The organism is Roseobacter sp. HKCCA0434 (assembly GCF_032464675.1).
Classification (GTDB): domain Bacteria; phylum Pseudomonadota; class Alphaproteobacteria; order Rhodobacterales; family Rhodobacteraceae; genus Pontivivens.
In genome coordinates, this window is sequence record NZ_JAWDKL010000011.1 from 48,815 (window position 1) to 74,504 (window position 25,690).

Annotated in this window: 28 protein-coding genes; 19 read left to right on the plus strand and 9 right to left on the minus strand. The window is 67.0% G+C overall.

Annotated elements, in window-relative coordinates; all coding sequences use genetic code 11:
* Positions 1 to 37 precede the first annotated feature (37 nt).
* Both RX333_RS08625 and RX333_RS08630 read left to right on the plus strand, forming a co-directional pair.
* On the plus strand, positions 38 to 355 hold the full coding sequence (locus tag RX333_RS08625; protein WP_316014526.1) for a helix-turn-helix domain-containing protein: 318 nt from the start codon (positions 38 to 40) through the stop codon (positions 353 to 355).
* A 43-nt stretch (positions 356 to 398) separates the two neighbouring features.
* Positions 399 to 1,310 carry a LysR family transcriptional regulator gene (locus RX333_RS08630; RefSeq protein WP_316014527.1) on the plus strand — a complete coding sequence of 304 codons (912 nt, stop codon included), beginning with the start codon at positions 399 to 401 and terminating at the stop codon, positions 1,308 to 1,310.
* Positions 1,311 to 1,484: 174 nt separating this feature from the next.
* Here the strand turns inward: RX333_RS08630 and RX333_RS08635 are convergent, their stop codons facing one another.
* Complete coding sequence (locus RX333_RS08635) at positions 1,485 to 2,360, minus strand: LysR substrate-binding domain-containing protein (protein ID WP_316014528.1); 876 nt, start codon at positions 2,358 to 2,360, stop codon at positions 1,485 to 1,487.
* 97 nt (positions 2,361 to 2,457) lie between these two features.
* Here RX333_RS08635 and RX333_RS08640 point away from each other — a divergent pair, with 97 nt between their 5' ends.
* The 7 genes from RX333_RS08640 to grxD all read left to right on the plus strand — a co-directional run bounded on the left by RX333_RS08640 (position 2,458) and on the right by grxD (position 6,148).
* On the plus strand, positions 2,458 to 2,589 hold the full coding sequence (locus RX333_RS08640) for a hypothetical protein (RefSeq protein ID WP_316014529.1): 132 nt from the start codon (positions 2,458 to 2,460) through the stop codon (positions 2,587 to 2,589).
* A gap of 61 nt (positions 2,590 to 2,650) precedes the next feature.
* Positions 2,651 to 4,813, plus strand: coding sequence for a phosphoribosylformylglycinamidine synthase subunit PurL (purL, locus tag RX333_RS08645; protein WP_316014530.1), 2,163 nt, complete (start codon positions 2,651 to 2,653; stop codon positions 4,811 to 4,813).
* Between the two features lie 57 nt (positions 4,814 to 4,870).
* Positions 4,871 to 5,113, plus strand: coding sequence for a BolA/IbaG family iron-sulfur metabolism protein (locus RX333_RS08650; protein WP_316014531.1), 243 nt, complete (start codon positions 4,871 to 4,873; stop codon positions 5,111 to 5,113).
* Between the two features lie 14 nt (positions 5,114 to 5,127).
* Positions 5,128 to 5,370 (plus strand): hypothetical protein, encoded by a 243-nt coding sequence (locus tag RX333_RS08655; protein WP_316014532.1) that lies wholly within the window; start codon positions 5,128 to 5,130, stop codon positions 5,368 to 5,370.
* Positions 5,367 to 5,510 carry a hypothetical protein gene (locus tag RX333_RS08660; RefSeq protein WP_316014533.1) on the plus strand — a complete coding sequence of 48 codons (144 nt, stop codon included), beginning with the start codon at positions 5,367 to 5,369 and terminating at the stop codon, positions 5,508 to 5,510. Before RX333_RS08655 ends, RX333_RS08660 begins: the two co-directional genes overlap by 4 nt.
* 1 nt (position 5,511) lies before the next feature.
* Complete coding sequence (locus tag RX333_RS08665) at positions 5,512 to 5,796, plus strand: hypothetical protein (RefSeq protein ID WP_316014534.1); 285 nt, start codon at positions 5,512 to 5,514, stop codon at positions 5,794 to 5,796.
* Complete coding sequence (grxD, locus tag RX333_RS08670) at positions 5,783 to 6,148, plus strand: Grx4 family monothiol glutaredoxin (protein WP_316014535.1); 366 nt, start codon at positions 5,783 to 5,785, stop codon at positions 6,146 to 6,148. Before RX333_RS08665 ends, grxD begins: the two co-directional genes overlap by 14 nt.
* A 44-nt stretch (positions 6,149 to 6,192) precedes the next feature.
* Here the strand turns inward: grxD and RX333_RS08675 are convergent, their stop codons facing one another.
* The 4 genes from RX333_RS08675 to RX333_RS08690 are packed head-to-tail and all read right to left on the minus strand — an operon-like array spanning position 6,193 to position 7,996.
* Entirely contained in the window at positions 6,193 to 7,023 is an 831-nt protein-coding gene (locus RX333_RS08675) for a patatin-like phospholipase family protein (protein WP_316014536.1), read from the minus strand.
* Positions 7,010 to 7,360, minus strand: a complete 351-nt coding sequence (locus RX333_RS08680; RefSeq protein WP_316014537.1) for an ArsC/Spx/MgsR family protein — start codon at positions 7,358 to 7,360, stop codon at positions 7,010 to 7,012. Before RX333_RS08680 ends, RX333_RS08675 begins: the two co-directional genes overlap by 14 nt.
* Positions 7,357 to 7,761: a cell division protein ZapA gene (locus RX333_RS08685; RefSeq protein WP_316014538.1), complete on the minus strand. Its 405-nt coding sequence runs from the start codon at positions 7,759 to 7,761 to the stop codon at positions 7,357 to 7,359. Before RX333_RS08685 ends, RX333_RS08680 begins: the two co-directional genes overlap by 4 nt.
* Positions 7,754 to 7,996, minus strand: coding sequence for a hypothetical protein (locus RX333_RS08690; protein WP_316014539.1), 243 nt, complete (start codon positions 7,994 to 7,996; stop codon positions 7,754 to 7,756). Before RX333_RS08690 ends, RX333_RS08685 begins: the two co-directional genes overlap by 8 nt.
* A gap of 335 nt (positions 7,997 to 8,331) precedes the next feature.
* Between RX333_RS08690 and tkt the strand changes: the two genes are divergently transcribed.
* From tkt to RX333_RS08740, 10 genes are all read left to right on the plus strand, one after another.
* Positions 8,332 to 10,344 carry a transketolase gene (tkt, locus tag RX333_RS08695; protein WP_316014540.1) on the plus strand — a complete coding sequence of 671 codons (2,013 nt, stop codon included), beginning with the start codon at positions 8,332 to 8,334 and terminating at the stop codon, positions 10,342 to 10,344.
* Between the two features lie 106 nt (positions 10,345 to 10,450).
* Positions 10,451 to 11,011, plus strand: a complete 561-nt coding sequence (locus RX333_RS08700; RefSeq protein WP_316014541.1) for a YceI family protein — start codon at positions 10,451 to 10,453, stop codon at positions 11,009 to 11,011.
* 62 nt (positions 11,012 to 11,073) lie between these two features.
* Positions 11,074 to 11,217 (plus strand): hypothetical protein, encoded by a 144-nt coding sequence (locus RX333_RS08705; RefSeq protein ID WP_316014542.1) that lies wholly within the window; start codon positions 11,074 to 11,076, stop codon positions 11,215 to 11,217.
* Positions 11,218 to 11,231: 14 nt separating this feature from the next.
* Positions 11,232 to 12,419 carry a phosphoglycerate kinase gene (locus tag RX333_RS08710; RefSeq protein ID WP_316014543.1) on the plus strand — a complete coding sequence of 396 codons (1,188 nt, stop codon included), beginning with the start codon at positions 11,232 to 11,234 and terminating at the stop codon, positions 12,417 to 12,419.
* Between the two features lie 51 nt (positions 12,420 to 12,470).
* Positions 12,471 to 13,262, plus strand: a complete 792-nt coding sequence (locus RX333_RS08715; protein ID WP_316014544.1) for an SDR family oxidoreductase — start codon at positions 12,471 to 12,473, stop codon at positions 13,260 to 13,262.
* Positions 13,263 to 13,356: 94 nt separating this feature from the next.
* Positions 13,357 to 14,286 carry a class I fructose-bisphosphate aldolase gene (locus RX333_RS08720; protein ID WP_316014545.1) on the plus strand — a complete coding sequence of 310 codons (930 nt, stop codon included), beginning with the start codon at positions 13,357 to 13,359 and terminating at the stop codon, positions 14,284 to 14,286.
* A gap of 127 nt (positions 14,287 to 14,413) precedes the next feature.
* Entirely contained in the window at positions 14,414 to 14,725 is a 312-nt protein-coding gene (locus RX333_RS08725) for a septum formation initiator family protein (RefSeq protein ID WP_316014546.1), read from the plus strand.
* Positions 14,726 to 14,856: 131 nt separating this feature from the next.
* Positions 14,857 to 15,873 (plus strand): pyruvate dehydrogenase (acetyl-transferring) E1 component subunit alpha, encoded by a 1,017-nt coding sequence (gene pdhA, locus RX333_RS08730; RefSeq protein ID WP_316014547.1) that lies wholly within the window; start codon positions 14,857 to 14,859, stop codon positions 15,871 to 15,873.
* Positions 15,870 to 17,258 (plus strand): pyruvate dehydrogenase complex E1 component subunit beta, encoded by a 1,389-nt coding sequence (locus RX333_RS08735; protein ID WP_316014548.1) that lies wholly within the window; start codon positions 15,870 to 15,872, stop codon positions 17,256 to 17,258. The genes pdhA and RX333_RS08735 overlap by 4 nt, the downstream gene beginning before the upstream one ends.
* Positions 17,259 to 17,269: 11 nt before the next feature.
* A complete protein-coding gene (locus RX333_RS08740; protein WP_316014549.1) occupies positions 17,270 to 18,643 on the plus strand; it encodes a pyruvate dehydrogenase complex dihydrolipoamide acetyltransferase in 1,374 nt (457 codons plus the stop codon).
* 42 nt (positions 18,644 to 18,685) lie between these two features.
* Here the strand turns inward: RX333_RS08740 and RX333_RS08745 are convergent, their stop codons facing one another.
* From RX333_RS08745 to RX333_RS08760, 4 genes are all read right to left on the minus strand, one after another.
* Positions 18,686 to 20,188 carry a DUF2125 domain-containing protein gene (locus tag RX333_RS08745; protein WP_316014550.1) on the minus strand — a complete coding sequence of 501 codons (1,503 nt, stop codon included), beginning with the start codon at positions 20,186 to 20,188 and terminating at the stop codon, positions 18,686 to 18,688.
* A gap of 60 nt (positions 20,189 to 20,248) precedes the next feature.
* Positions 20,249 to 21,076: a serine O-acetyltransferase gene (gene cysE, locus RX333_RS08750; RefSeq protein ID WP_316014551.1), complete on the minus strand. Its 828-nt coding sequence runs from the start codon at positions 21,074 to 21,076 to the stop codon at positions 20,249 to 20,251.
* Between the two features lie 62 nt (positions 21,077 to 21,138).
* Positions 21,139 to 21,855: a DUF2793 domain-containing protein gene (locus RX333_RS08755; RefSeq protein ID WP_316014552.1), complete on the minus strand. Its 717-nt coding sequence runs from the start codon at positions 21,853 to 21,855 to the stop codon at positions 21,139 to 21,141.
* Positions 21,848 to 25,690 (minus strand): glycoside hydrolase/phage tail family protein, encoded by a 3,843-nt coding sequence (locus tag RX333_RS08760; RefSeq protein ID WP_316014553.1) that lies wholly within the window; start codon positions 25,688 to 25,690, stop codon positions 21,848 to 21,850. Before RX333_RS08760 ends, RX333_RS08755 begins: the two co-directional genes overlap by 8 nt.

Here is a 25,690-nt window from a genome sequence, read left to right on the forward strand (position 1 = left end):
CCGTAATGGCGGACGCCACGACGCATAAGGGGGCGACATGAGCGAGTACGACCAATTGATCGACAGTCCCGAAGCCGGCGCACTGCGGGCGATCGGGGATCGCTGGACGCTGCTGATCATCTATGCCTCGTTGAGCGGGGTCAGCCGGTTCGACGATTACCAGCGTCAACTGGGGGTCGCCCGGAACATCCTGTCCAACCGTCTCGCGCGGCTTTGCGAGGCCGGGATCCTCGTCAAGAGGCCGGTGCACGAAGGCGCGCGGCGTCTGGAATATCGGGTGACGGAGAAGGGCGAGGGCCTGCGCGCGCCGCTGGAGGCGATCGAGGCTTGGGGCCGGGCTTGGCCCAAGCGCTGATCCGGGCTACGGTTCCGGCAGCAGCGGGGGCTGAGGACGGAACATGGACTGGGACAAGCTGCGCATCTTTCACGCCGTCGCCGATGTCGGCAGTCTTACCCATGCGGGCGACACGCTGCATCTGAGCCAGTCGGCCGTCAGCCGCCAGATCCGCGGACTGGAAGAATCGCTCAACGTCACGCTGTTCCACCGGCACGCCCGCGGGCTGATCCTGACCGAACAGGGGGAGCTGCTCTACGCCGCGACGCGCGACATGGCCAAGCGGCTGGCCGCCGCGACCGCACGGATCCGCGACAGCGAGGACGAGGTCTTCGGCGAATTGCGGGTCACGACGACCACGGGCTTCGGCACGCTGTGGCTGGCGCCGCGGCTCAAGCGGCTCTACGACCAGTATCCGAACCTGAAGATCAACCTGATGCTCGACGAGCGGGTCGTGGACCTGCCGATGCGCGAGGCGGACGTGGCGATCCGGCTGAAGGAGCCGAGCCAGGCCGATCTGATCCGGCGGCGGCTGATGGACGTGCGCATCCGCTTCTATGCCTCGCAGGGCTATGTGGATGCGAAAGGCCTGCCCCAGACCAGCGAGGAGTTGATGCGCCACCGCATCATCGGCCACGCGCCCGAAGCGCCGCAGGTGGCGGCAGGACAGGCCTGGCTACGCCCCTTCCTCGACGCCGACCATTCGAGCCATCTGACGGTGAACAACTATTTCGGCATCCTGCAGTCGGTGATCCACGATCTCGGCATCGGAGCGTTGCCCGATTACATCACTGCCAGTCGACCCGATCTGATCAATATCGTGCCGAGCCAGGCAAGCGGAGCGGTGCCCGTCTTTCTCGCCTACCCTGAAGAATTGCGTCATTCCAAGCGAGTAGCGGCATTTCGCGATTTCGTGCTGGAGGAAATCACCGCCTTCAAGCGCGCGCAGCGGGCAGCGGCGGAGGCGGCGGAGTGAGTGATATGCGCCACGCGGGACACGGATATGCGCATCGTTAACTTGCTCGAAACCAATCTCGGCTCTAAATAGCGCTTCAAGACAGGCGGACGTGCGGCTTCGGTTGCTTCCCGTCGGTCTTGATACCTCCCTGTTGGACTTCGGCCGAGCTTCGTGCTCGGCCTTTTTTTTGGTTCAGGTGCTTGCGGCCTCGCGCATCAGCCAGTGGCGCGTGCGGCGCACGGCCTCGCGTTCGGCGCCTTGACGCGACAACATCCAGTAGCCGCGATCGGGGTCTGGATCCTCCCAGATGACGGTGAGCCGCCCGGCATCGAGATCGTCCTGCGCGAAGAGCCGCGTGGTCGCGGCGATCCCCTGCCCCGCGCGCAGGCCCGCCAGCATCATGTAACCGGGAAGCTGGGTCACGTTCCGCCGATCCTCGGGCTTGAGGCCGACTGCGCGCAGCCAGGCGCGCGAATCGCGAGCGTCGTGTTCCTCCAGCCACGGCAGGGCCAACAGATCCTCGGGGCGGTCGCGCGTGGCACCGGCCAGAAGCTCGGGCGCGGCGCACAGGATCGTGCGCGTGGGAATAAAGGGGCGGACCTGCGCCTCCGGCCAGTCGCCATTGCCGTAGCGGATGGCGAGGTCATGCTCGCCCGCGCGCATATCGATCAGCTCCGCCGAGGGATGCAGGGCCAGCTCGATATCCGGGTGAGCGGTGCGGAAGGCGGCCATGCGCGGCATGAACCAGCTGACGGCGAGGCTGGGGGTCAGGGCGATGCGCACGGGCAGGCTCGCCTGACGCTCGGCGATGCGGGCGACGCCTTCGCGGATCGTGGCGAACCCGGCGGTGAGGTCGCGCGCCAGCTCCTGCCCCTCCGCCGTCAGGGCGAGGCCGCGGCCCGCGCGCTGGACGAGGACGGTCTGCATGCGTTTTTCCAGGGCTCGCACCTGCTGCGCGACGGCGGCATGAGTCACGTTCAGCTCTCGCCCGGCGGCGGAAAAGCTGAGATGCCGCGCCGTCGCCTCGAAGGCACGCAGCGCGGCGAGCGGGGGAAGCGGATCAGACATGTGTAAGCTCACCTAACATTATGGCATCCGATCTGAGTCGCAATCCGGCGTCAAGAGGCGCATGTCTTGTGCATCGAAAGATCATGAGGTGAGCGACATGTTATATCTTCTTGCAGAATCCTGGCGCATCGCGGCCCGCATGGAGCCGATCGAGGACCCCAACCTGCCGCGCAAGCGCCCCTTGTGGGAACGGCGGGTCGAGCCGCCCGCGGCGCGGCGGCAAAGGTGACTTGTGCATCGGGGCCCCGGCCCCCTAAAAGGCCCCAACGCGACCCCTGCCGGAGGCCCCGATGCAGACCGATCCCGCCCTGACCCCCGAGCTTATCGCCGCGCACGGACTGAACGACGCGGAATACAAGCGCATCCTCGACCTGATCGGGCGGGAGCCGACGTTCACGGAACTCGGTATCTTCTCGGCCATGTGGAACGAGCACTGTTCCTACAAGTCGTCGAAGAAGTGGCTGCGCACTCTGCCGACCGAGGGGCCGCAGGTGATCTGCGGGCCGGGCGAGAATGCGGGCGTGGTGGATATCGGCGACGGGCAAGCCGTGGTTTTCAAGATGGAGAGCCACAACCACCCCTCCTATATCGAGCCTTATCAAGGTGCGGCGACCGGCGTGGGCGGCATCCTGCGCGACGTGTTCACGATGGGCGCACGACCCATCGCGGCGATGAACGCGCTGAGCTTCGGCCGGGTGGATCACCCCAAGACGCGCAGCCTGATCAACGGCGTGGTCGAGGGGATCGGCGGCTATGGTAACGCGTTCGGCGTGCCGACCGTGGGGGGCGAGTTGCGCTTCGATGCGGCCTATGACGGAAATTGTCTGGTCAACGCCTTTGCCGCCGGCCTCGCGGATGCGGACGCGATCTTCTACTCCGCCGCCTCCGGCGTCGGGATGCCGGTGGTGTATCTGGGTGCCAAGACCGGCCGCGATGGCGTGGGCGGGGCGACCATGGCCTCGGCCGAGTTCGACGACACGATCGAGGAGAAGCGCCCCACCGTGCAGGTCGGCGATCCCTTCACGGAAAAGCGGCTGATGGAGGCGACGCTGGAGCTGATGGCCACGGGTGCCGTGATCTCCATTCAGGACATGGGGGCCGCGGGGCTCACCTGCTCGGCCGTCGAGATGGGCGACAAGGGCGATCTGGGCGTGCGGCTGGACCTCGAACGCGTGCCCGTGCGCGAGGAGAACATGACGGCCTACGAGATGATGCTCTCCGAAAGCCAGGAGCGGATGCTGATGGTGCTCCGCCCCGAGAAGGAGGCGGAGGCGCGCGCGGTCTTCGACAAGTGGGACCTCGACTTCGCCATCGTGGGCGAGACGATCGCCGAGGATCGGTTCCTGATCATGCTCGATGGTGAGGTGAAGGCGGACCTGCCGCTGAAGGCGCTGTCGGGCACCGCGCCCGAGTATGACCGTCCGTGGGAGGAGACGCCGGAGGCCGCGCCCGTGGGCGAGGTGCCGGAGGTCGACGTGGCCGAGGCGCTGCTGACACTGGCCGGATCGGCCAATTACGGCTCGCGCGCGTGGGTCTGGCAGCAATACGACACCACGGTGATGGCCGACACGGTGCGGGTCCCGGGATCGGATGCGGGCGTAGTGCGGGTGCACGGCACGGACAAGGCGCTGGCCTTCACCGCCGACGTGACGCCGCGCTATTGCAAGGCGAACCCGCGCCAGGGCGGGCGGCAGGCCGTGGCGGAGGCCTATCGCAACCTGTGCGCGACGGGCGCGCGGCCGCTGGCGACGACCGACAACCTGAATTTCGGCAACCCCGAAAAGCCCGCGATCATGGGACAGTTCGTCGGTTGCATCAAAGGCATCGGCGACGCGGTCGCCGCGCTCGACATGCCGATCGTGAGCGGGAATGTGAGCCTCTACAACGAGACGGACGGGCGGGCGATCCTGCCGACGCCGACCATCGGGGCCGTGGGGCTGCTGGAGACGCTCGACCAGTTGATCCCGACCGCGCCGCAGGACGGCGACGCGCTGGTCCTGATCGGGGAGACGGCGGGCCATCTGGGGCAATCCGCCCTGCTGGCCGAGGTGCTGGGCCGGGTCGAGGGCGACGCACCCGCGGTCGATCTGGAGGCCGAGCGGCGGCATGGCGAATTCGTGCGCGAGGCGTTTGCGGCAGGGCTGCTGCGCGCCGCGCATGACCTCGGCGACGGCGGGCTCGCGATGGCGGCGGCGGAGATGGCGCTGGCGGGCGATGTGGGGCTGGAGGTCGAGGGCGCGGGCACAGGCTGGTGGTTCGGCGAGGATCAGGCGCGCTATCTCGTGGCGAGCGCCGACGCGGACGCGCTGGTCGCGATGGGCCTGTCGGGCGGTGTGGCGGTGCAGGTCGTGGGCCGGGTCGGCGGCGACGTGCTGAAGCTGGGCGAGGCCGAGGTCAAGCTGACCGATCTGCGTGCGACGCATTCCGGCGCCCTGCCGCGCCTGTTCGGCTAGGCCGCTTGCGGGGCGGGGACGCGACCCCTAGATTCGAGAAAAGACGGGAGAGACGCGATGTCCATGAAGGCGCATGAAATCGAGGCGCTGATCCGGGAAGCCTTCCCCACGGCCGAGATCCGCATCGACGATCTGGCGGGCGACGACAACCATTTCGCCGCCACCGTGATCGCGGAGGAGTTCAAGGGGCTCAACCGCGTGAAGCAGCAGCAGGCCGTCTATGCCGCGATGAAGGGCCGGGTCGGCAACGGGCCGGACCAGGTGCACGCGCTGGCGCTGACGACGAAGGTGCCGGGGTGAGAGGCGAGCTGGTTGTGCTGCTGCTGGTCGCGATCGCACTGGCGGCGGGGGTGCTGAACCTCTGGCTGCTGTGGGATCGGTTCAAGCGGCGGTCGATGACCGGGCTCGGGCTCGAAGCGACGGATATGCGGATCGTCGAAGAGGCCGAACGCCGCAACAGGCAGGCGCGCGCGTGGGGGAACATGGCCAGCCGGGGAAATCCCGGCAGCGGCAGGGACCGGATACAGGCGACCATGTCTGGATCGAGAGCCACATGACCGGATCCGCGCTCGTCTTCGTGCCTTTGGCCGGGCTGGCCGTTGCGGTCGGCGTCGTGATCTTTGCGCTCAAGATCGGCGGCAAGCGGGGCGTTGAGAGCCGTCCGCGCAGTGGCGATGATCGGATCAGAGGAGGCTGAGATGTCGGCGGGGACGATCTGGATCTTCAAGGTACTTGGCGGGATCGCCGTCCTGATCGCGTTGCTCGCCATCGCGGAGACGTTGATCCGCAAGCCGAAGCGGCGGACGCTGGCAGAGAAGTTCGATATCGACCCGGCGAGCCTCGGCGATACGCACACCACCTTCGGCAATCCGCTGGGCGGGGGTGACATCGAGCGGGCCAACGCCTACATGCGGCGTCAGGCATATGGCGCGAGGCGCGCCGAAAATCGCACGGATAAAGGACGAGACGATGAGCGCACATGACACGATCGACGCGACGGTGAAGGGCAACGAGGTCGTGCTCTTCATGAAGGGCACCTCCTCCATGCCGCAATGCGGGTTCTCCAGCCGCGTCGCGGGCGTGCTCAACTACATGGCCGTGCCCTACAAGGACGTGAACGTGCTGGAAGACGAAGAGATCCGGCAGGGCATCAAGTCCTATTCCGACTGGCCGACCATCCCGCAGCTCTACGTCAAGGGCGAGTTCGTGGGCGGCTGCGATATCGTGACCGAAATGGTGCTGTCGGGTGAGCTCGACACGCTGCTGGCCGAGAACGGCGTCGCATTCGATAAGGAGGCCGCGGACCGCGTGCGCGAGGCGAACAAGCAGGAGTGATCCTGACCTGAGCCGGTTTCGAGGGGAGCCTTGTGGCCCCCTTTTCATTTGCGGGCGTGTTCGGCGAGGAAGACCTCGGCATCCTTCTCGCCCAGTTCCCACGCGGCCTCGATTCCCTCTCGGTCGGTGAAGTCGAGCTTGAAGGTCTCGATGTCGCGGCCTGGCAAGGCGTAGGTGCGGCCCGCGACCTCGGGCAAATTCGGATAGCAGCGGGTGACGAGCAGGAGCTGGTCGTCGCTGTCGTCGAAAGCCGGTGCATTGTCGAGCACGCCGCCATCCATGACGCGCTGATCGTCCCAGAAATGCTTCGCGAAGACCGGCGCGCTGGCGGCGGCGGCGACGGTCAGGTCGACGATGCGCCCGTCGCGCGCGGCCTGACGGGCGTCGACCGTCAGGAGTTTCGCGCCCAGCCGCTGCGCCCCGCGCACATGCGGTGTGCCGCGCAGCGGCACTTCGGCGCCGTAGACGGCGATGGTGGCAAGGTTGCCGATGCGGGACGGCTTGGCGAGGTGCACGGTGAATTCGGGGCCGTCGGCAACGGCGGCGACGGCGTCTGGGCTGTCCATGAGAGTCGCGACGATCTCGCGATAGGTGTCCTGGTGCGGCAGCAAGGCCTCGGCTTTGAGCAGATTGCGAAAGCGCAGATTGCCGCCCCGATCCTGCAGGCGCTCAAAGGCGCGTCCGGCAATGAAGAGCAGCCGATGCTCCTGCCCCGTCACGTGTGCGAGGGCGGACAGCACTCCGCCCGAGACCGCATTGATCCGGCGGGTCGGGGCGAGGATGGGCGCGAGCGTCGTGAGGTACCCGCCATGCCAGAAGCAGCGCGTCCCGCCTCCGCCGAAGACGAGGTCGGGAAAGCGCTCAGAGGGCGGCACGCCAGTCCGCCTCGCGGAAACCGGTCAGAACGGTGTCGCCAGCCTCCAGCACCGGGCGCTTGATAAGACGCGGATCGGCCTGCATGGCCGCGATGGCGGCGGCGCGGTCCTGCGGCAGGGTCTCGCGATCCGCCTCGGGCAGCGCCTTGAAGGTGGTCGCGCGGGTGTTGAGCACGGTGTCGAGCCCCGCCCGCTCGATCCAGCGGTCGAGATCGGCGGCGAGGTCGTCCGCCGCCTCGAAGGCGGTGAAGTCATGCGCGATGCCCTCCGCATCCAGCCACTTGCGGGCCTTGCGTACGGTGGTGCATCCGGGAAGACCGTAGACGTGGACGCTCATGCGACCTGCGCCTCCAACGCGTCGGCCAGCGCCTCCAGCCCTTCGGCGGTGCGGGTGAGCGCTTCGACGGCCTCGTCCGCGTCGTTGTCGAACAGCGCGGCCTGTGCCGGGGCCGGCATCTCGATCGGCGCGGGCTGGGGGGCCTGCTCCATCTTCGTCTCCAGCGCGCGGATGCGGTCCTCGGCGGCGCGGAGCTGACCCTGAAGCGCCACATAGCGATCGCCGAGCATCAGCGAGGACATAAGCAGCATGCGGGATTCGGGCACCTGCCCGATGGCGGCGGTCAGGCTTTGCGCCTCCTTCGCGACGAGCGATGCGGCGGCTTCGAGCTGACGCTCCTCCCCGTCGGCGCAGGCGACGCGGAAGACGCGGCCGCCGATATCGAGATCCACCTCAGCCATGCTCGGCCTCCTCCACCAGCGGGCGCAGTTCGGAGATCAGCCCGTCGAGATGGGCGATGTCGGCCTCGCGCTTGCGCTCCATGTCCTTGAGCTGGCCGCGCAGGGCGGTGTTCACCCGCTCCAGCCGACGCAGGGCGACCGGATCGCCGCCCCCTGCCCCCTTGGCGGCGATGGCCGCCTCGATCCGCGTCAACGCCGTGGCGATGCGCGCTTCCAGTTCCTCGACCCGGTTCATGGTGTCGTGCCTCTTGCTGCTCTGCCCGTCGCGGGGCGTTTCGCCCTCGTTTCCGGCGCGAGAGTAGCGGAGGTTTGGCCAGGGGGCCAGATTTCAGCGCGCATGATCGCCATCGCGGGGTCGTTTTTTGGCGTGGCGGCGAGGATCGGCGGCAGGAAACCGCCGATCGGGCTCTCGCAGGAGGATTGTTGGCGTTCGCGGTGTGGGAAAACCCGCACAGATCGGCGGCGAGCGAAGCCCTCTCTGGGCCGCGGAACTTGACCGCGACCCGCGCAATGGTATGGGAAGGCGCGACTGGCCCAGCACCCCGTAACCCAACAGAGAGTGCCCTCCCCGTGAACATCGAAGATCTCCGCGCCCGCCATCCCGACCACTGGAACAAGGCCACCGCGATCCGCGTGCTGGCGCTCGACGCGGTCAAGGCCGCCAATTCGGGCCATTCCGGTATGCCGATGGGCATGGCCGACGTCGCCACCGTGCTGTTCGAGAAGCATCTGAAATTCGACGCCTCCGCGCCCGACTGGGCGGATCGAGACCGCTTCATCCTGTCGGCGGGTCATGGCTCGATGCTGCTCTACGCGCTGATGTACCTGACCGGCTATTCCGACATCACGCTCGACGAACTGCGCAATTTCCGTCAGCTGGGCGCCAAGACGGCGGGCCACCCGGAATACGGTCACGCGAAGGGCATCGAGACCACCACCGGGCCGCTGGGTCAGGGCATCGCCAACTCCGTCGGCTTCGCCATCGCCGAGGAGAATTTGCGTGCCCGCTTCGGCAAGAAGGTCGTGGATCACCACACCTATGTCATCGCCGGGGACGGCTGCCTGATGGAAGGCGTCAGCCAGGAAGCGATCGGGCTGGCGGGCAAGCAGAAGCTCGGCAAGCTGATCGTGCTGTGGGACGACAACGGCATCACCATCGACGGCAAGGTCTCGATCTCGGATGTGACAGATCAGATGGCGCGGTTCGAGGCGTCAGGCTGGTCCGTCTTCTCCTGCGATGGGCACGACCCCGAGAGCATCGACGCGGCCATCGCGCAGGCCAAGCAGTCGCCCCTGCCCTCGATGATCGCCTGCAAGACGCATATCGCCATCGGGTCGAGCGCGCAGGACACCTCGAAAGGCCACGGCGCGCTGACCGACGACACTCTAATTGCCGACACGCGCAAGGCTTACGGCTGGGAGCACACGCCCTTCGACATTCCTGCCGACCTGCTGAGCGAGTGGCGCCAGATCGGCGCGCGCGGCGCGATCGCGCGCGAGGAATGGGAACAGCGCTTCGCCGCCCTGTCGGGCACCAAACAGGCCGAGTTCACCCGCCAGATGTCGGGCGAGGTCCCCAAGAAGCTGTCCGCGGCCATCAAGCGCTTCAAGCAGGAGGCGAGCGAGGGCGGCAAGGCGGTCGCGACCCGCAAGGCATCCGAGATGGTGCTGGGCGTGATCAACCAGATCGTGCCCGAGACGATGGGCGGCTCGGCCGACCTCACCGGCTCCAACAACACGCTGACGCCCGAAATGGGGACCTTCGACGAAGACAACCGCAAGGGACGGCATGTCAGCTACGGCATCCGCGAGCATGGCATGGCCTCGGCCATGAACGGCATGGCGCTGCATGGCGGCGTGCTGCCCTATGGCGGCACGTTCATGGTGTTCTCGGACTATGCCCGCCCCGCGATGCGGCTGTCGGCGCTGATGAACATTCGCGTGGCCTATGTCATGACCCATGACAGCATCGGCCTGGGCGAGGACGGCCCGACGCACCAGCCGGTCGAGCATCTGGCGAGCCTGCGCGCGATGCCGAACATGAAGGTGTTCCGCCCCGCGGACACGGTCGAGACGGCCGAGGCGTGGGAACTGGCGATCAACTCCGAAGGGCCTTCGACGCTGGCGCTGACCCGGCAGAACCTGCCGCTGGTGCGCACCGAGCACAAGACCAAGAACCTCAGCGCGCAAGGGGCCTACGTGCTGGCCGAGGCGCAGGGCAAGCGGATGGCGATCCTGATGGCCACCGGCTCGGAGGTCTCGATCGCGCTCGAGGCGCGCCGGATCCTCGAGAACGAGGGGATCGGGGTGCGCGTGGTCTCAATGCCCTGCGCGGAGCTCTTCGCCGAGCAGGACGAGAGCTACCGCAAGAAGGTGCTGCCCGCGGGCCCCGTGCGCGTCGCCGTCGAGGCCGCCGTGCGCCAAGGCTGGGACCAGTGGCTGTGCGGCGAGCGCGGCAACTGGAAGAAGGCGGGCTTCGTCGGGATGGACGGCTTCGGCGCGTCGGCCCCGGCCAAGGACCTGTTCGAGCATTTCGGCATCACCGCGGAGGCGGTGGCGCAGAAGGTGCGCGACCTGCTGTGATCGAAGATGTGTGGGGGCCAGCCCCCACACCCCCCGGTTATATTCGAACGAAAGAGAAAGGGCGGGTTCACTCGCCCTTTACCGTTTCGGCGCCATGTTGATCGGCATGGTCCGGCTGTTGATCCTGATGCTCCTGTTTGCGCTGCCCCTCCAGGCGGAACGCTACGTGCTTGATACGGCAGCGAGCCGGATCGATTTCTCCTACACCGAGAACGGCGCGCCGGTACGCGGGCGGTTTCCGCAGTTCGACGGGTCGGCCGAGTTCGTTGCCGATGCGCCCGGCGACAGCGCGGTGTTTGTGCTGGTCCGGACATCGGCGGTGCAGTTGCCCGATTTCGTACGCACCGCCTTTGCCCGCACGCCCGACTGGTTCGCAACCGAGGCGCATCCGCGCGCGCAGTTCGAGCTGACCTCGCTCTCCCCGCTCGGCGGGTCGCGCTGGCAGGCCTCGGGGCTGATGACAGTGAAGGGACGCTCGCGGCCCGTCTCCATGCCGGTCTCGCTGGTCGAGGAGGGGCGCTGCCTGCGGGCGCGCGGCACGCTGACGGTGGCGCTCGCCGATTTCGCGATCGGGCGTGGAACGGTCAGTCGGATGATCCGGGTGGGCGAGACGGTCGAGATCGGATTCGACCTGCTCGGACGGCCCGAGAGTGGCGGCGGCTGCTGAGCGGCGCAGGTGACAGGCAGCCATTCCTCGCGTAGACGGGGCGCGATACTCGGAGGCGTTTCATGAACACCAGGGTCGCGTTGTGGCTGGGAGGGATCATCCTCGCCGTGTTCATCGCCGACGAGTTCTATTTCGGGTGGGATCTGTGGATCGAGGTCATGCGGGTCCTGTGGCAGATCTCTACCTGGATGGCCTTCTGGCGGTGAGAAAAGGACAGGCGATGAGCTGGAAAACCCTCGACGACATGGATCTGGACGGCAAGGTCGTGCTGACGCGCGTGGACCTAAACGTGCCCATGCAGGATGGCGCGGTCAGCGATGCGACGCGCATCGAGCGGATCGTACCCACGGTGCGCGACATTCTGGCGAAGGGCGGGCGCCCGGTGCTGCTGGCCCATTTCGGGCGGCCGAAGGGGAAGCGGGTCGAGGAGATGAGCCTCGAGCAGATCGTGCCCGCGCTGGCCGAGCATCTGGGTGTCGAGGTGCGTTTCGCGCAGGACTGCATCGGCGCGCCGGTGGCCGAGGCGCTGGCCGGCCTTCCCGAAGGGGGCGTGGTGCTGGCCGAGAATACGCGGTTCCATGCAGGCGAGGAGGCGAACGATCCGGAATTCGCGCGTGCGCTGGCCGAGCATGGCGACGTCTATTGCAACGATGCCTTTTCCGCCGCGCACCGGGCGCATGCCTCGACCGAAGGGGTGGCCCATCTGCTGCCCGCCTGCGCTGGCCGGCTGATGGCCGAGGAACTGGCTGCGCTTGAGCGGGTTCTGGGCGATCCGCCCCGCCCCGTGGTGGCAGTGGTCGGGGGCGCGAAGGTGTCGACCAAGCTCGACCTGCTGGGCAACCTGATCGACCGGATGGATCACATCGTGATCGGCGGCGGCATGGCCAACACCTTCCTCGCCGGCAAGGGGATCGACGTGGGCAAATCGCTGTGCGAGCACGAGATGACCGACACCGCGCGCGAGATCATGGCGAAGGCCGAGGGGTCGGGCTGCACGCTGCACCTGCCGAGCGACGTGGTTGTCGCGCGCGAATTCAAGGCGGGCGCGGAGAGCGAGACGGTGCCCGCCGATGCCTGCCCGGCGGACGCGATGATCCTCGACGCAGGACCTGAAACGGTGCGCGCTGTGGCGGAGCTGTTCGGCGGGGCAAAGGCGCTGGTCTGGAACGGGCCGCTCGGCGCGTTCGAGATCCAGCCCTTCCATGCGGCGACCAAGGCGGCGGCGTTGGCGGCGGCGGAGCTGACGCGCGCAGGCAAGCTCGCTTCGGTCGCAGGGGGCGGCGACACGGTCGCGGCCCTGAACACCGCCGGGGCGGCGGAACATTTCACCTATGTCTCCTCGGCCGGTGGCGCGTTCCTGGAATGGCTGGAGGGCAAGACCCTTCCCGGTGTCGCCGCACTGGGGTGATTGAAGGCGTCCCGCGGCCCTCTACCTATCCGGGAGGAAATGGAGGGCCGCATGGACGAGACCAAACCGCTGCGCTGGACGCTGATCACCGGAGCCTCCGAAGGCATCGGGCTGGAACTGGCGCGCATCGCCGCGAGCCACGGGCGCAACGTTCTGCTGGCCGCGCGCTCCCGCAACAAGCTGGAGGTGCTGGCGACAGAGCTGTCGGCGCTGGGGGTCGAGGCGGTGGCGATCCGCGCAGACCTCTCCACCCCAGACGGCGCGAAGCAGCTGTGGGAGGAGGCGAGCGCGGGGCGCAGCATCGACTTCCTGATTAACAATGCCGGGCTCGGCCATAACGGCCGGTTCCACCACGCCGAAGGCTGGGAGGCGGAGAAGCGCATTCTCGACGTGAACGTCTCGGCCCTGACCGAACTGACAAAGCTGGCCCTGCCGGGAATGGTCGAACGCGGCGCGGGGCGGGTGCTGAACGTCGCTTCCATCGCGGGCTTCATTCCCGGCCCCGGCATGGCGGTCTACAATGCCAGTAAGGCCTTCGTGCTGAGCTTCAGCCAGGCGGTGAACGCGGAACTGGAGGGCAAGGGCGTCACCGTGACGGCGCTGTGCCCCGGTGCCACGCAGACCGGGTTCTTCGACACGGCGGGGATGACCGGCACGCGGATCACGCAGCAAAAGCTGCCGAGCGCCGCATCGGTCGCGAAGGTCGGCTACGAGGCGGCGGTCGAGGGGCGGCCCGTCGCAATCCCCGGCGCGGACAACAAGGCGATCGCCTTCGCCACCCGGCTGCTGCCGCGATCGGTGTTCATCGGGGCGACGAAACGCCTTTTCTCCAGGTCGCGGTGATCCAAAGCGGTTGGGGGCCGGGCGGTGCTGTTGACCGGCTCGCCTCGCAGCCTCTATCCCCTTGGACACCCAACTGGCCCAAAGGGAAACTTCCATGAAAACATCGCGTATCGTTCGCAACATCCTTGCCAACTACGAGGGCGAGACCCCCGGCGTGAAGGCGAACCTCGCCCGCATGCTGATGCAGGGAAAGCTCGGCGGCACCGGCAAGATGATCATCCTGCCCGTCGATCAGGGCTTCGAGCACGGGCCCGCCCGCAGCTTCGCGCCGAACCCGGCGGCTTATGACCCGCATTACCACTACCAGTTGGCCATCGACGCGGGGCTGAACGCCTACGCGGCACCGCTCGGCATGATCGAAGCCGGTGCGGACACGTTCGCGGGGCAGATCCCGACGATCCTCAAGGCGAACTCCGCCAACTCGCTGATCCCCGATGAGGCGCCGAAGGACCAGGCGATCACGGCGACGGTGGACGATGCGCTGCGGCTCGGCTGCTCGGCCATCGGCTTCACGATCTATCCCGGCTCCTCCGCCGGTCTCGACATGTTCGAGGAGATCTCGGAGATGCGGCAGGAGGCGGCCGCCAAGGGTGTGGCGACCGTGATCTGGTCCTACCCGCGGGGCGAGTCGCTCGACAAGGATGGCGAAACGGCGATCGATATCGGCGCCTATGCCGCGCAGATCGCGGCCCTGCTGGGCGCGCATATCATCAAGATCAAACTGTCGACCGATCATCTGAGCCTGAAGGAGGCGAAGAAGGTCTATCAGGACGAGAAGATCGACATCGCCGAACAGGCGGCGCGGGTAAAGCACTGCATGGACGCGAGCTTCGGCGGACGGCGGATCGTCGTGTTCTCGGGCGGTGCGAAGAAGGGCGAGAGCTCGGTCTACGACGATGCGCGCGCGATCCGCGACGGTGGCGGCAACGGCTCGATCATCGGGCGCAATACCTTCCAGCGTGAGCGGGGCGAGGCGCTGGAGATGCTCGGCAAGCTTGTGGACATCTACAAGGGTCGCGACTGACCTCGCGTGCACGGACTGCGGCGCATTCGCCACTTTTCCGTCACGATTGCAACGGCGGCGCCGGAAAATTCTGGCCCCGCCCGGCTTTACGCCTAGTATCCGGATCGAGTGATCGTCAGGACGGGCCGTGAAGAACACCCTCTCCCGCATCCCTGCCCGCGCGATGAGCGACGCGGCCTTCTCCCTCGCGGCGCTGGGGCTGATCGTGTATTTTGCCTTCGTCGCGTTTCAGGGCAATCACGGGCTGACACGCCTTGCGGCGGTCAACGAGGAAATCCGAGATCTCGAGGTCACGCTCGCCGGACTGCAGCTCGAACGGGCGGAACTCGAGAATCGCACGCGGCGCCTCTCCGCCAGCTATCTCGACCTCGACCTGCTCGACGAGCGGGCCCGCGAGGTTCTGGGCCTTATGCGGCCCGACGAAATTCTCATTCGATAAAGGGCCTTCGCGGCCTAGCTGACCGGCTTGAGCGGTCCGCTCGACTGCCCCGCGATTAGGGGATGCGTTTGGCGTGACCCTACGTTACAATAAGGTAGTTTGATATCAAACAAGTCTGAGGAGGCGCCCCGATGGCAACCCGGAAGGCGGCGAAACGCCCCAACGCATCGAAGGAGGAGCTGCTCGCCTATTACCGCGACATGCTGCTGATCCGCAGGTTCGAGGAAAAGGCCGGCCAGCTCTACGGCATGGGCCTGATCGGCGGGTTCTGTCATCTCTATATCGGGCAGGAAGCCGTCGTCGTCGGGCTCGAAGCGGCGGCGAAGGAGGGCGACAGCCGCGTCACTTCCTACCGCGACCACGGGCATATGCTTGCCTGCGGGATGGACCCCAAGGGCGTGATGGCCGAGCTGACGGGCCGCGAGGGGGGCTACTCCAAGGGCAAGGGCGGCTCGATGCACATGTTCTCGGAGGAGAAGAAGTTCTACGGCGGCCACGGCATCGTCGGCGCGCAGGTGCCGATCGGCGCGGGCCTCGCCTTCGCCAACAAGTATCGCGGCGACGACACTGTCGCCTTCACCTATTTCGGCGACGGAGCCGCGAACCAGGGCCAAGTCTACGAAACCTACAACATGGCGGCCCTCTGGGACCTGCCGGTCGTCTTCGTGATCGAGAACAACCAATACGCGATGGGCACTTCCGTCCAGCGTTCGACCCACTCGCCCAGCTACTGGGAGCGGGGCGCGGCCTTCGGCATCGAGGGGCGCGAGGTCGATGGCATGGACGTGCTGGCGGTGAAGGAAGCAGGCGAAGAGGCCGTGGCCCACTGCCGCGCGGGGAAAGGGCCCTACATTCTGGAGATCAAGACCTACCGCTATCGCGGCCACTCCATGTCCGACCCGGCCAAGTACCGGACCCGCGAGGAAGTGCAGAAGATGCGCGAGGAGCGTGACCCGATCGAGGGCGTCAAGCAGATGCTGCTGACCGGCGACCACGCCACCGAGGAGGAGCTGAAGGAGGTCGACAAGGAGATCAAGGCCGTCGTCAACGAGGCCGCCAAATTCGCGCAGGACAGCCCCGAACCGGACGTGGACGAGCTCTATACCGATATTTACGCCGAGGAACTCCCGCAGGAGGAAGCCGTATGAGCACCGAGATCCTGATGCCCGCGCTCTCTCCCACGATGGAGGAGGGGACGCTCGCGAAATGGAACGTGAAGGAGGGGGACGAGGTCTCCTCCGGCGACGTGATCGCGGAGATCGAGACCGACAAGGCCACGATGGAATTCGAGGCCGTGGACGAAGGCACGATCGGCAAGATCCTCGTCGCCGAAGGCACCGAAGGGGTGAAGGTCAATACGCCCATCGCGGTGCTGCTGGAAGAAGGCGAGAGTGCAGACGACATCGACACGTCGAGCGCCGCCGCGCCCGAGCAGTCTGAGCAATCCGACGAGACCGAGCAGGAAGCTCCAAAGAAGGCGCCCGCCGCCGCAAAGGACGATGACGACATCCCCTCTCCCGCGCAGCAGCCGGACGTGCCGGAGGGCACCAGCTTCAAACAGCAGACGGTTCGCGAGGCCCTGCGCGACGCGATGGCCGAGGAGATGCGCCGCGACGAGAACGTCTTCCTGATGGGGGAGGAGGTGGCCGAATACCAGGGCGCCTACAAGATCAGCCAGGGCCTGCTCGACGAGTTCGGCGCGAAGCGCGTGATCGACACCCCGATCACCGAGCACGGATTTACCGGCCTCGCGGTCGGCGCGGCCTTCGGCGGGCTGCGCCCGATCGTGGAGTTCATGACCTTCAACTTCGCCATGCAGGCGATCGACCAGATCATCAACTCCGCGGCCAAGACGCTCTACATGTCCGGTGGCCAGATGGGCTGCCCGATGGTGTTCCGGGGCCCGAACGGTGCTGCGGCGCGCGTGGCCGCGCAGCATAGCCAGGACTACGCCGCCTGGTATTCCAGCATTCCGGGCCTGAAGGTCGTGCAGCCCTACTCGGCGGCCGATGCGAAGGGCCTCTTGAAACAGGCGGTGCGCGATCCGAACCCGGTGGTGTTCCTGGAGAACGAGATCCTCTACGGCAAGACCTTCGAGGTGCCGGAACTGGATGACTTCACCATCCCCTTCGGGAAGGCGAAGATCTGGCGCGAGGGAACGGACGTGACGCTCGTCAGCTGGGGTATCGGCATGACCTATGCGCTGGAAGCGGCGCAGGAACTCGACGGGATGGGGATCTCGGCGGAGGTGATCGACCTGCGCACGCTGCGTCCCATCGACTATGCGACCGTCATCAATTCGGTGAAGAAGACCAACGCATGCGTCACGGTCGAGGAAGGCTTCCCGGTCGCATCCATGTCGAACCACATCGCGGCGCATATAATGGCCGAGGCATTCGATTATCTCGACGCGCCGGTGCTAAGCTGCACGGGCAAGGACGTGCCGATGCCCTATGCCGCCAACCTCGAAAAGCTCGCGCTCACGACCACCAAAGAGGTGATCGAGGCGGTGCGCGCCGTGACCTACAAGTGAGGGGATAGGACATGCCCATCAACATCCTGATGCCCGCGCTCTCCCCCACGATGGAGGAAGGCACGCTTGCGAAATGGAACGTCAAGGAGGGGGACGAGGTCTCCTCAGGCGACGTGATCGCGGAGATCGAGACCGACAAGGCCACGATGGAATTCGAGGCCGTGGACGAAGGCACGATCGGCAAGATCTTCGTGCCCGAAGGCACCGAGGGGGTGAAGGTCAATGACCTGATCGCCGTCTTGCTGGAAGAGGGAGAAAGTGCGGACGACCTTGACACCGATGCGTCCCCAGACGCCGATGCCTCGTCCAACGCGGCACCTGCCGAGCCGTCCGAACAGACCGAACCTGCCAAGGGCTACGGCCGCGAAGGCGGGGCCGCGCAGGAGGAGAAGCCCGCTGCCCCCGCCCCCTCCCGCAAGGATGGCGAGCGCATCTTCGCCTCGCCTCTCGCCCGCCGCATCGCCGCGGACAAGGGCCTGGATCTCGCCGATATCGAAGGCTCCGGCCCGCGTGGTCGGGTCGTGAAGGCGGATGTGGAAAACGCGACGGCCAAGCCCAAAACGGCAAGCGCGGGCAAGTCGGACGGCACCGAGAAGGACACCAAAGCCCTTCCCGCCGATCAGATGGCCCCGAAGGCCGGGGCACCTGCTCAAGGCATGTCGGCCGATGTTGTCGCCAAGATGTACGCGGATCGCGAATACGAGGAGGTCAAGCTCGACGGGATGCGCAAGACCATCGCCGCGCGCCTGACCGAGGCAAAGCAGACCGTCCCGCATTTCTACCTGCGCCGCGACATCCATCTCGACGCGCTGTTGAAGTTTCGCTCGCAGCTGAACAAGGGGCTGGAGGCGAAGGGCGTGAAGCTCTCTGTCAACGACTTCATCATCAAGGCCTGCGCGAACGCACTGCAGGAGGTGCCAGACTGCAATGCCGTCTGGGCGGGCGACCGGGTTCTGAAGCTCAAACCGTCCGATGTCGCCGTGGCGGTCGCCATCGAGGGCGGCCTGTTCACCCCCGTCCTGCGCGATGCCGATAGCAAGACGCTCAGCACCCTGTCCGCCGAGATGAAGGATCTCGCCACCCGCGCGCGTGACCGCAAGCTTGCGCCGTATGAATATCAGGGCGGCAGTTTCGCGATCTCCAATCTGGGGATGATGGGCATCGAGAACTTCGACGCGGTCATCAATCCGCCGCACGCATCCATCCTTGCGGTCGGCGCGGGTTTGAAGAAGCCCGTGGTCGATGACGAGGGGAACGTGACGACCGCAACGGTGATGAGCGTGACCCTCTCCGTCGATCACCGCGTGATCGACGGTGCCCTCGGCGCCGAGTTCCTGGCCGCGATCAAGTCCAATCTGGAAGACCCGATCGCGATGCTGGCCTGATGATCTGGCGCCCTCCTGGCATTGGGGAGGGCGCCATGACGGTCACTGTAGCGGAACGCCATTCGCGGTGATGGCACCGCCCGGTCCGAACGTGATCTCGGACGTGTAGCTGTCGGGCTCGGACGTAGGTGCGAGCATCAGGCCCGTCATCATGCGGATCTGCTGCACGACCGGCGGCGGCAGCGCCCCTGCCGAGATGAGATCTGCGATCATCGCATCGATGCCCGTCGCGCGTGCATCCAATTGACCGTCCACCGGCAGCGGCTGACCCGCCACCGTCTCGAAGCCAATTTGCCCGGTAATGTCGAGCTCGGCTCCCAAAGCATCGAGTTGCGCTGTGATCAGGTCAAGCGAGTTCAGCTCCAAGGCGATTTCTTTGTCGCGCTCCGCATCGAAGATCGACCGGGTCAGCGTCACTCCGAGCAGGGTATCGATCACCAGATCGAGCTCCGAGCGGTCAAGGTCGCCCGTGGCGTCGATCACGTCCCACAGACCATCCGACAGCTCGACATCCGAGAGAGTCAGACCGACATCCATCTGCTGGACCTCATCGCTGCGATAGAGCGGTATCGTGAAATCCGCAGCCATTTCGGCGATCGTGATCGACGGCTTCTCGATCGGTATCACGGGCCCGCTGACTTTAAGCACGAGGTCCTCGACCGATCCGGCGACACCCACGCCGATCTCGTTCAGGTCGGCATCGCTCCGACTGGTATCACCGAGCACATCGAACAGGATAGGCTCGGCGCCGGGCACCGCCGTCTCCGTCATGCTGCGAAACGCCCCCGTACTCTGCTCGATCGACAACCGCGTATCGCGGTCGAAGATCTCACCCGCTTCGAGGAATGCGTCGAGGGCCTCCGCGTCACCCAGCAGCGTCAGGATCTCGAGCCCCTGCCAATCCAGAATGGCTCGTGTATCGTCCACGAAGGAGATCGTCCGGTTCAGCAGCTGGCCATCCACCTCGGCCCGCGTGGCACCCTCCATGCGCCCGATCGACAGCTCCATACGGCCCGAACTCGGGTCGCCGCCGGGAACATAGCTGCTAAGATAGTCCGTGATAGTCTGGGTGCCGGTCGTCCGGATCAGGCCGACCGTCCCCTCCTCCATTTCCGCATCGAAGGTCACGACGATGCTCTGCGCCTGGGCGCGGCGTTCGATCGCGCCGGGTTCTCCTCGGAACAGGTAGGTCCCGTCCGTATCGTCCATATCGAAACTGTAGGTCAGGCTCTCGCCGTTCTGTCGCACCGTGACGTCGGCAGTCACGGTTCCGTCGATCCGCCCGACGACATCCCAGTCCGCGTCGTCACTGGGGGCGAGCTCGTAGGCAGCACCGGAGAGATCGACGGTCAGCGCCTCACCGATGGTCAGGGACAGCGAGGTGATTGCGATGCCGTCGCCGCGACGCTCGGTCTGGATGGTCAGCCATTCGCCGTCGTCATCGAGCGCGCGCATGCTGTCGACGACGTCGTCCGGGCCGATCTGTGCATTCGCGGCCGAAATCAGGCCGAGTACGGTGGCTGCTGGTAGGAAAAGGGGGCGCATGAAAACTCCGAAACAGGGAAAACGATTGCGACCCCACCCTATCCGGGACCGCCCGTCCCGTCACTCGTCGAGAGTGGACCGTTCCATGAGGAGATGGTTCATGGATTGCGCGGGCTGATCGCATCCCGCCTCGCCAACGATGCGAGCAGGCACGCCGGCCACCGTCTTGCACGGCGGCACCTCGACCAGCACGACCGATCCGGCCGCGATCCGACTGCAATGGCCGACCTCGATATTTCCAAGGATGGCCGCCCCGGCCCCGATCAGAACCCCGTCGCCGATCTTCGGATGCCGAACGCCATCCTCCTTGCCCGTGCCGCCCAGCGTGACGGAGTGCAGCATCGAGACATTGTCCCCGACCCGTGCCGTCTCGCCTATGACGATCGAATGGGCGTGATCGATCATGATGCCGCGCCCGATCACCGCGCCGGGATGGATATCGACGCCGAAGACCTCCGATGTCCGCATCTGCAGGAAATAGGCCATGTCGACGCGTCCGCGGTGCCAAAGCCGATGCGCGACCCGGTACGCCTGCACCGCCTGGAAGCCCTTGAAGAACATCAGAGGCTGGATCAGCCGATGGCAGGCCGGGTCACGCTCCAGCACGGCAACCGCATCCGCGCGCGCCGCCTGGCCGAGCGTCGGGTCATCCTCGTGCGCCTCGATCAGGATCTCTCGCACCAGACCTTCGGTCATCTCGCCCGAGGCAAGCTTCTGTCCCAGCCGGTAGCACAGCGCATCCTCGAAATTCCGACGGTTGAGAACGCTGGCATGGACGAGTCCCGCCAGCCGCGGCTCGTCGGCCACCATGCTGCGCGCCTCGTCCTGAATGCGCGTCCAGACCGGATCCAGCCCGCTGACATTCGCGATCTCCTGCCGGTTCTGCATGGTCGTCTCCCCGCGCCGCCGCCGTTTGTGACCAAATCGGCTCTCGCGCGCGGAAAATCAAGTCAGACCGCTTGCGGCGGGACGATCCGGCGCAGGTGAACGGCGATGCGGACACGCCCCGCATCGAAGCCTGCGGCCCCTTCGGGCGCGATCTCGACCGGCGTGTCCGACCAGTAGGTCACCGGCTGCCCTGTCAGCCCCATCGCGTAGGAGTTGAGCGCGACGCCGAGGCCAGATCCGTACCGGTTGTCCGATCCGTCCGCGCCGAGCCGCCAGCCCGTCAGCCCGGTGCCCGACAGCGGCACGATCACGCGCGCGCTCAAGCCCATCACCTGACTGCGCGCCGGGATGACCCCCGCGCTGAGGACGGTCCCGGTCGTACCGGCCACATCCACGTCGAACTCGACCACCTCGTCTATCGTGCCTGCACCCGACGCAGATTCGATCGCGCCGTGCACTTGCCAGGCCGCCCCGTCGAACCGACGCAGGACCTCACCCGTCATGTCCCAGGCCAGCCAGCCGGCCTGAGGCACAACGAATTCCCAGCCTCCGTTGATGCCCAGCGCGACCTTCCCGGCCTGGCCCGCCCAGTCGCCAGTGGGCGCGGGGCCGATTGCGTAGACCCCGGCGACCGTGACGGGGGGGGTCTCCACCGCGACCCCCGCAAGGCGCAGCTGCACCAGCATGTCCAGCCGCGACAGCGCCGCGTTCACTGTCACGTGTTTTTGCGCCTGCGCCGCCTGCACCATCGGCAATGTCAGATTGGTCGTCTCAGTCATCTTGAACGATCCTCGTCATGGGTCCGGTTCCAAAGCGGGCAGAGACCTGCCCGACACTGATGTTGAAAGGCGCGTCCGGCAGATCCGCCGCCGCGATGGTAAGCCGGGGCTCCGTCGTCTCGCGCACTAGGTCCGGAAAGCCGTCCTTGGAGATGCGAACCTCGTAGAGCTCCCGCTCCTCGTTCAGCGGCACATCGCCCGCCGTCCACAGATCCCCGTCGAGCCGCGTGCGACGCACCCAACTTACGTCGAGGTCGCCGCCGACCCGCCGCGCCTTCAGATGCACCGGCGCATAGGGCCGCAGCCCCACCCCCTCGAACGCCTCGACCCGCGTGCGATAGCTCGCATCGTCATGGCTGCGCGAGGCCGGGCCGATCCGCAGATAGCGGTCGAGCCCGCGGGCCGATTGCGCGAGGTCGATCTGCACCGACGCGCCATCAAGAGCCACGAACCGGGTGCCCTCCGGCCACACGGGCGGGATCACGAACTCGGTCCCGGCCTGCCCGCGCAGGATGCCGCCCAGCCTGTAGCGTCCGGGCGCGACCAGATCGGCGCGGGTATACTGAATGATCTCCCACTCTCCCGTCTCGCCGTCGCGCAGCGCCGCGGCGTTCGCGCCGTCGAGCACGGCGTCCCGCGTCCGGCTTTCCAGCTGCCCATGATCGAGATCGACGACCAACTCGCCCTCCGACCACAGCCCCGGCAGGGCCGAGGGCAACGGCTGGGCGAGGCGGCCCATCGCCGCGCGTCGCAGCACCTGCCCGACGAGGCCGTAGCCCGCATCGGCGCCCGACATGAAAACGTTGACCGGCCCCGGCCACGGCTCCGCCGCCGCCGCGACATGCGGTGCATGCTCCACCTCGTCCCCGCGCAACAGCGGCAGGTCGAGCAGTTCCGCCGCCACCGGCCCAGCGCCGACCTTCGGGGCGGCCTCGAACAGCCGGTCCGGGTGATCCGCTGCGGCATAGACGCCCGGCTCCACCCGCACCGCCTCGATGGCTCGCGCGCCGCGCTCCTCGATCCGGTCGATCCGCCAGTTCGCACCATCGAGCGACACGACGTCCCCCGGCTCCAGCGCCAGATGCGAGGGCGGAAGCATGAGGCTGACTGCCTCGCGCGCGACCAGGCTCTCGGCCAGCCACCGCTCGGCGATGCCCTTCGCCTGCCCCGCGCCCAGCGCGACGGGCAGGTCGGAACCGTCCGCGCGCATCGGTGCCTCCGCATCGATCACCGCCTCGGCCGACCCGGCCTGATAGTCGTGATCCGACTGCACATAGCGCACACGGATCCGATCCGGCCGCTCGTCCTGCGCCGAGCGGACACGCTGGGGCTCCCCTTCCACGACTGCATCAACGCCGCTCAGATCCACGTCCGCGAACCCGTCTCGGGTGAAAAAGTGCAGCACCCCGTCGCGTTCTCGGCAATCGAAGCCATAGGCGAGCATCAGCGGCTGCAACCCGGCCCGCGCCGACTGCCCGTCGCGCATCTCGAACCCCGCAACGCTGCCATAGAGCCGCGATGTCTCGACCGCCGATACACCCGAGCGGGCGCAAACATCGCGCACCACGTCCGCCAGCGTCGCCATCTCCTGTCGGCCCGAGATCCAGTGCCCGCGCCCGAAATTCACTCCGTCCGACCACTGACCGATCCGGTTGGGAAAATCCGGCCAGGGCCGGGCATCCCACGCCCAGACGAAGCAATGCGCAAGGTCGAGCATCGGCCCGTCATAGAGCTCGGACACCGGATTGCGCCCCGGCTCGGCCCAGTAGCCCAGCGTCGCCTGGATGTACTGGTGCTGGATGAAGTCGTCCCGCGCCCCGGTCGAGAAATGCGGCACCGCGTTCTCGCTCGATTTCAGGTCGCGGAACACATTGGGCTGGTTCGTACCCTTGTCGATGGCCGCACAGCCGAACTCGGTGAAGCGGATCGGCTTCGACCGCGGCACCCAGGCCGTCTGCACCGCTTCGCGCACGCCACCGGGCCGGTCGAAATGCGGTCGCGACCACCAGGCGCGGATGTCCTTGTAGCGGAACACGTGATCGTCGCCATAGGCGGTATCCACGATCGGGGTGCGCAGCTGCGCGGCGCGATCGGCCTCGCTGGCGTAGTACCAGTCGTAACCCTCGCCCCCCTCGACATTCGCCTTCAGGTAGGCTGGATCGTGGATCGCCTCCCACCCGGCCTGCGCGTCGAGATGGTCGCGCCCGTCGCGCCAGTCGCTCAGCGGCATGTAGTTGTCGATGCCGACAAAATCGATATTCGCGTCGCCCCACAGCGGATCGAGGTGATAGATCACATCCGAGCCGGCACGGTGCCCGAAATATTCCGACCAGTCGGCGGCGTAGCTCAGCTTCACGTCCGGGCCCAGGATGCTGCGTACCTCTGCGGCCAGCGCGATCATGCGCTGCACCGCCGGATAGGCCCCGGTCTCGTCGCGCGTGCGCATCAGCCCGCGCATCTCTGAGCCGATGCAGAACGCCTCGACCCCGCCCACGGCGGCACACAGATGCGCATAGTGCAGGATCATGCGGGCGAACCCCTCGCCCGCGCCGGTGAACCGAACGCTCGTCCCCGTCACCGCGAAATCGGAGGCGACGGCGTCCCCGAAGAACGCATCGACCTCCGCCCGCGCCGCCGCCGTGCCGTCGCCCTCGGCGACGATCCGCCCGCGCCAGGGAAAGGCCCCCTGCTCCGCCCCACCATCGGGATCGGGCAGGCCGTTGCCCGCCGGAATGTCCATGAGCAGGAACGGGTAGAAGGTCACGGCCATCCCGCGCGCCCGCATCTCCCGCAGCGCCTCCACGACCGAGGCATCGGCAGGCGTGCCGCCATAGTTCACCCGGTCGCCTGTCCGGCTGACAAGATGCGCCTGCGCGCGGCTCAGCCCCGACACCGACCAGTGCATCCGGTCGCCATCGGCCTGCGCCTGCTCCACGCCCGGCACGATCCGGCACGCGCCTGCACGCAGGTCCGTTCCGAACCAGCTCGCCACCAGCAGCGTCGAGCGCGCATTGGGCAGCTGCCCCTCCAGGTGATCGAGCGACAGCATCAGATCCGCCACGCCAGCATCGTTATTGACATTGGTGGACTGGTAGCTGCCGCGCCCGAACTCCAGGTTCACCGGCTGCGTGGCGAGCGCGTATTCCCCCGTGCCGGGGATCAGCGCTACCGCCTGCACCCTGTCGCGCAGCGTCGGCGCGTCGCTCTGCGGCTGGCGATAGACCTCCACGTTGATCTGCGGGATCCGGTTGCCATAGCGCTCCAGTTGCAGCTGATCGAACACCACGTACGAGGTGCCACGATAGGCGGGCGCCTCGTCGGCCCCCTCGACCGCCGCGATCAGCGGGTCGGGCATCTGCTCGTCCGACCCGTCGTAGAAGCGGATGTCGACCTGCGACTGGTCCACCAGCTTGCCATCGGCCCAGATCCGCCCGATCCGCGTGGTCCTCCCCTCGCACAGCGCGACGGCGAAGCTGACCGAGTAGGAATAGCTCGTCTGCTTGACCTTGGGCTTGGAGCCCTTGCCCCCGCCCCCCGCGCGCGAGGTGCTCACAGTCTCCAGGAACCGCGTCGACCAGATCATCTGTCCCGGCACCCGCATCCGCCCTGCCACGTAGGGCAGCGCCGTGCCCTCCTGCGCGCCCTGCACCCGCCAGGTGTCGAGCCGCCCGGTCTCCACCGCCGCCGAGCCGGTGCCCATGATGCGCTGGTCGATCATTGAGCCCAGCGTGGCCCCGACCGCCTGCCCGATCGCAGCACTGGTGACACCCAGCACAGTGCCGCCGACGGCCCCCCCGATGGCGGAGCCGGCCGCGGCCAACAACAACGTCGCCAT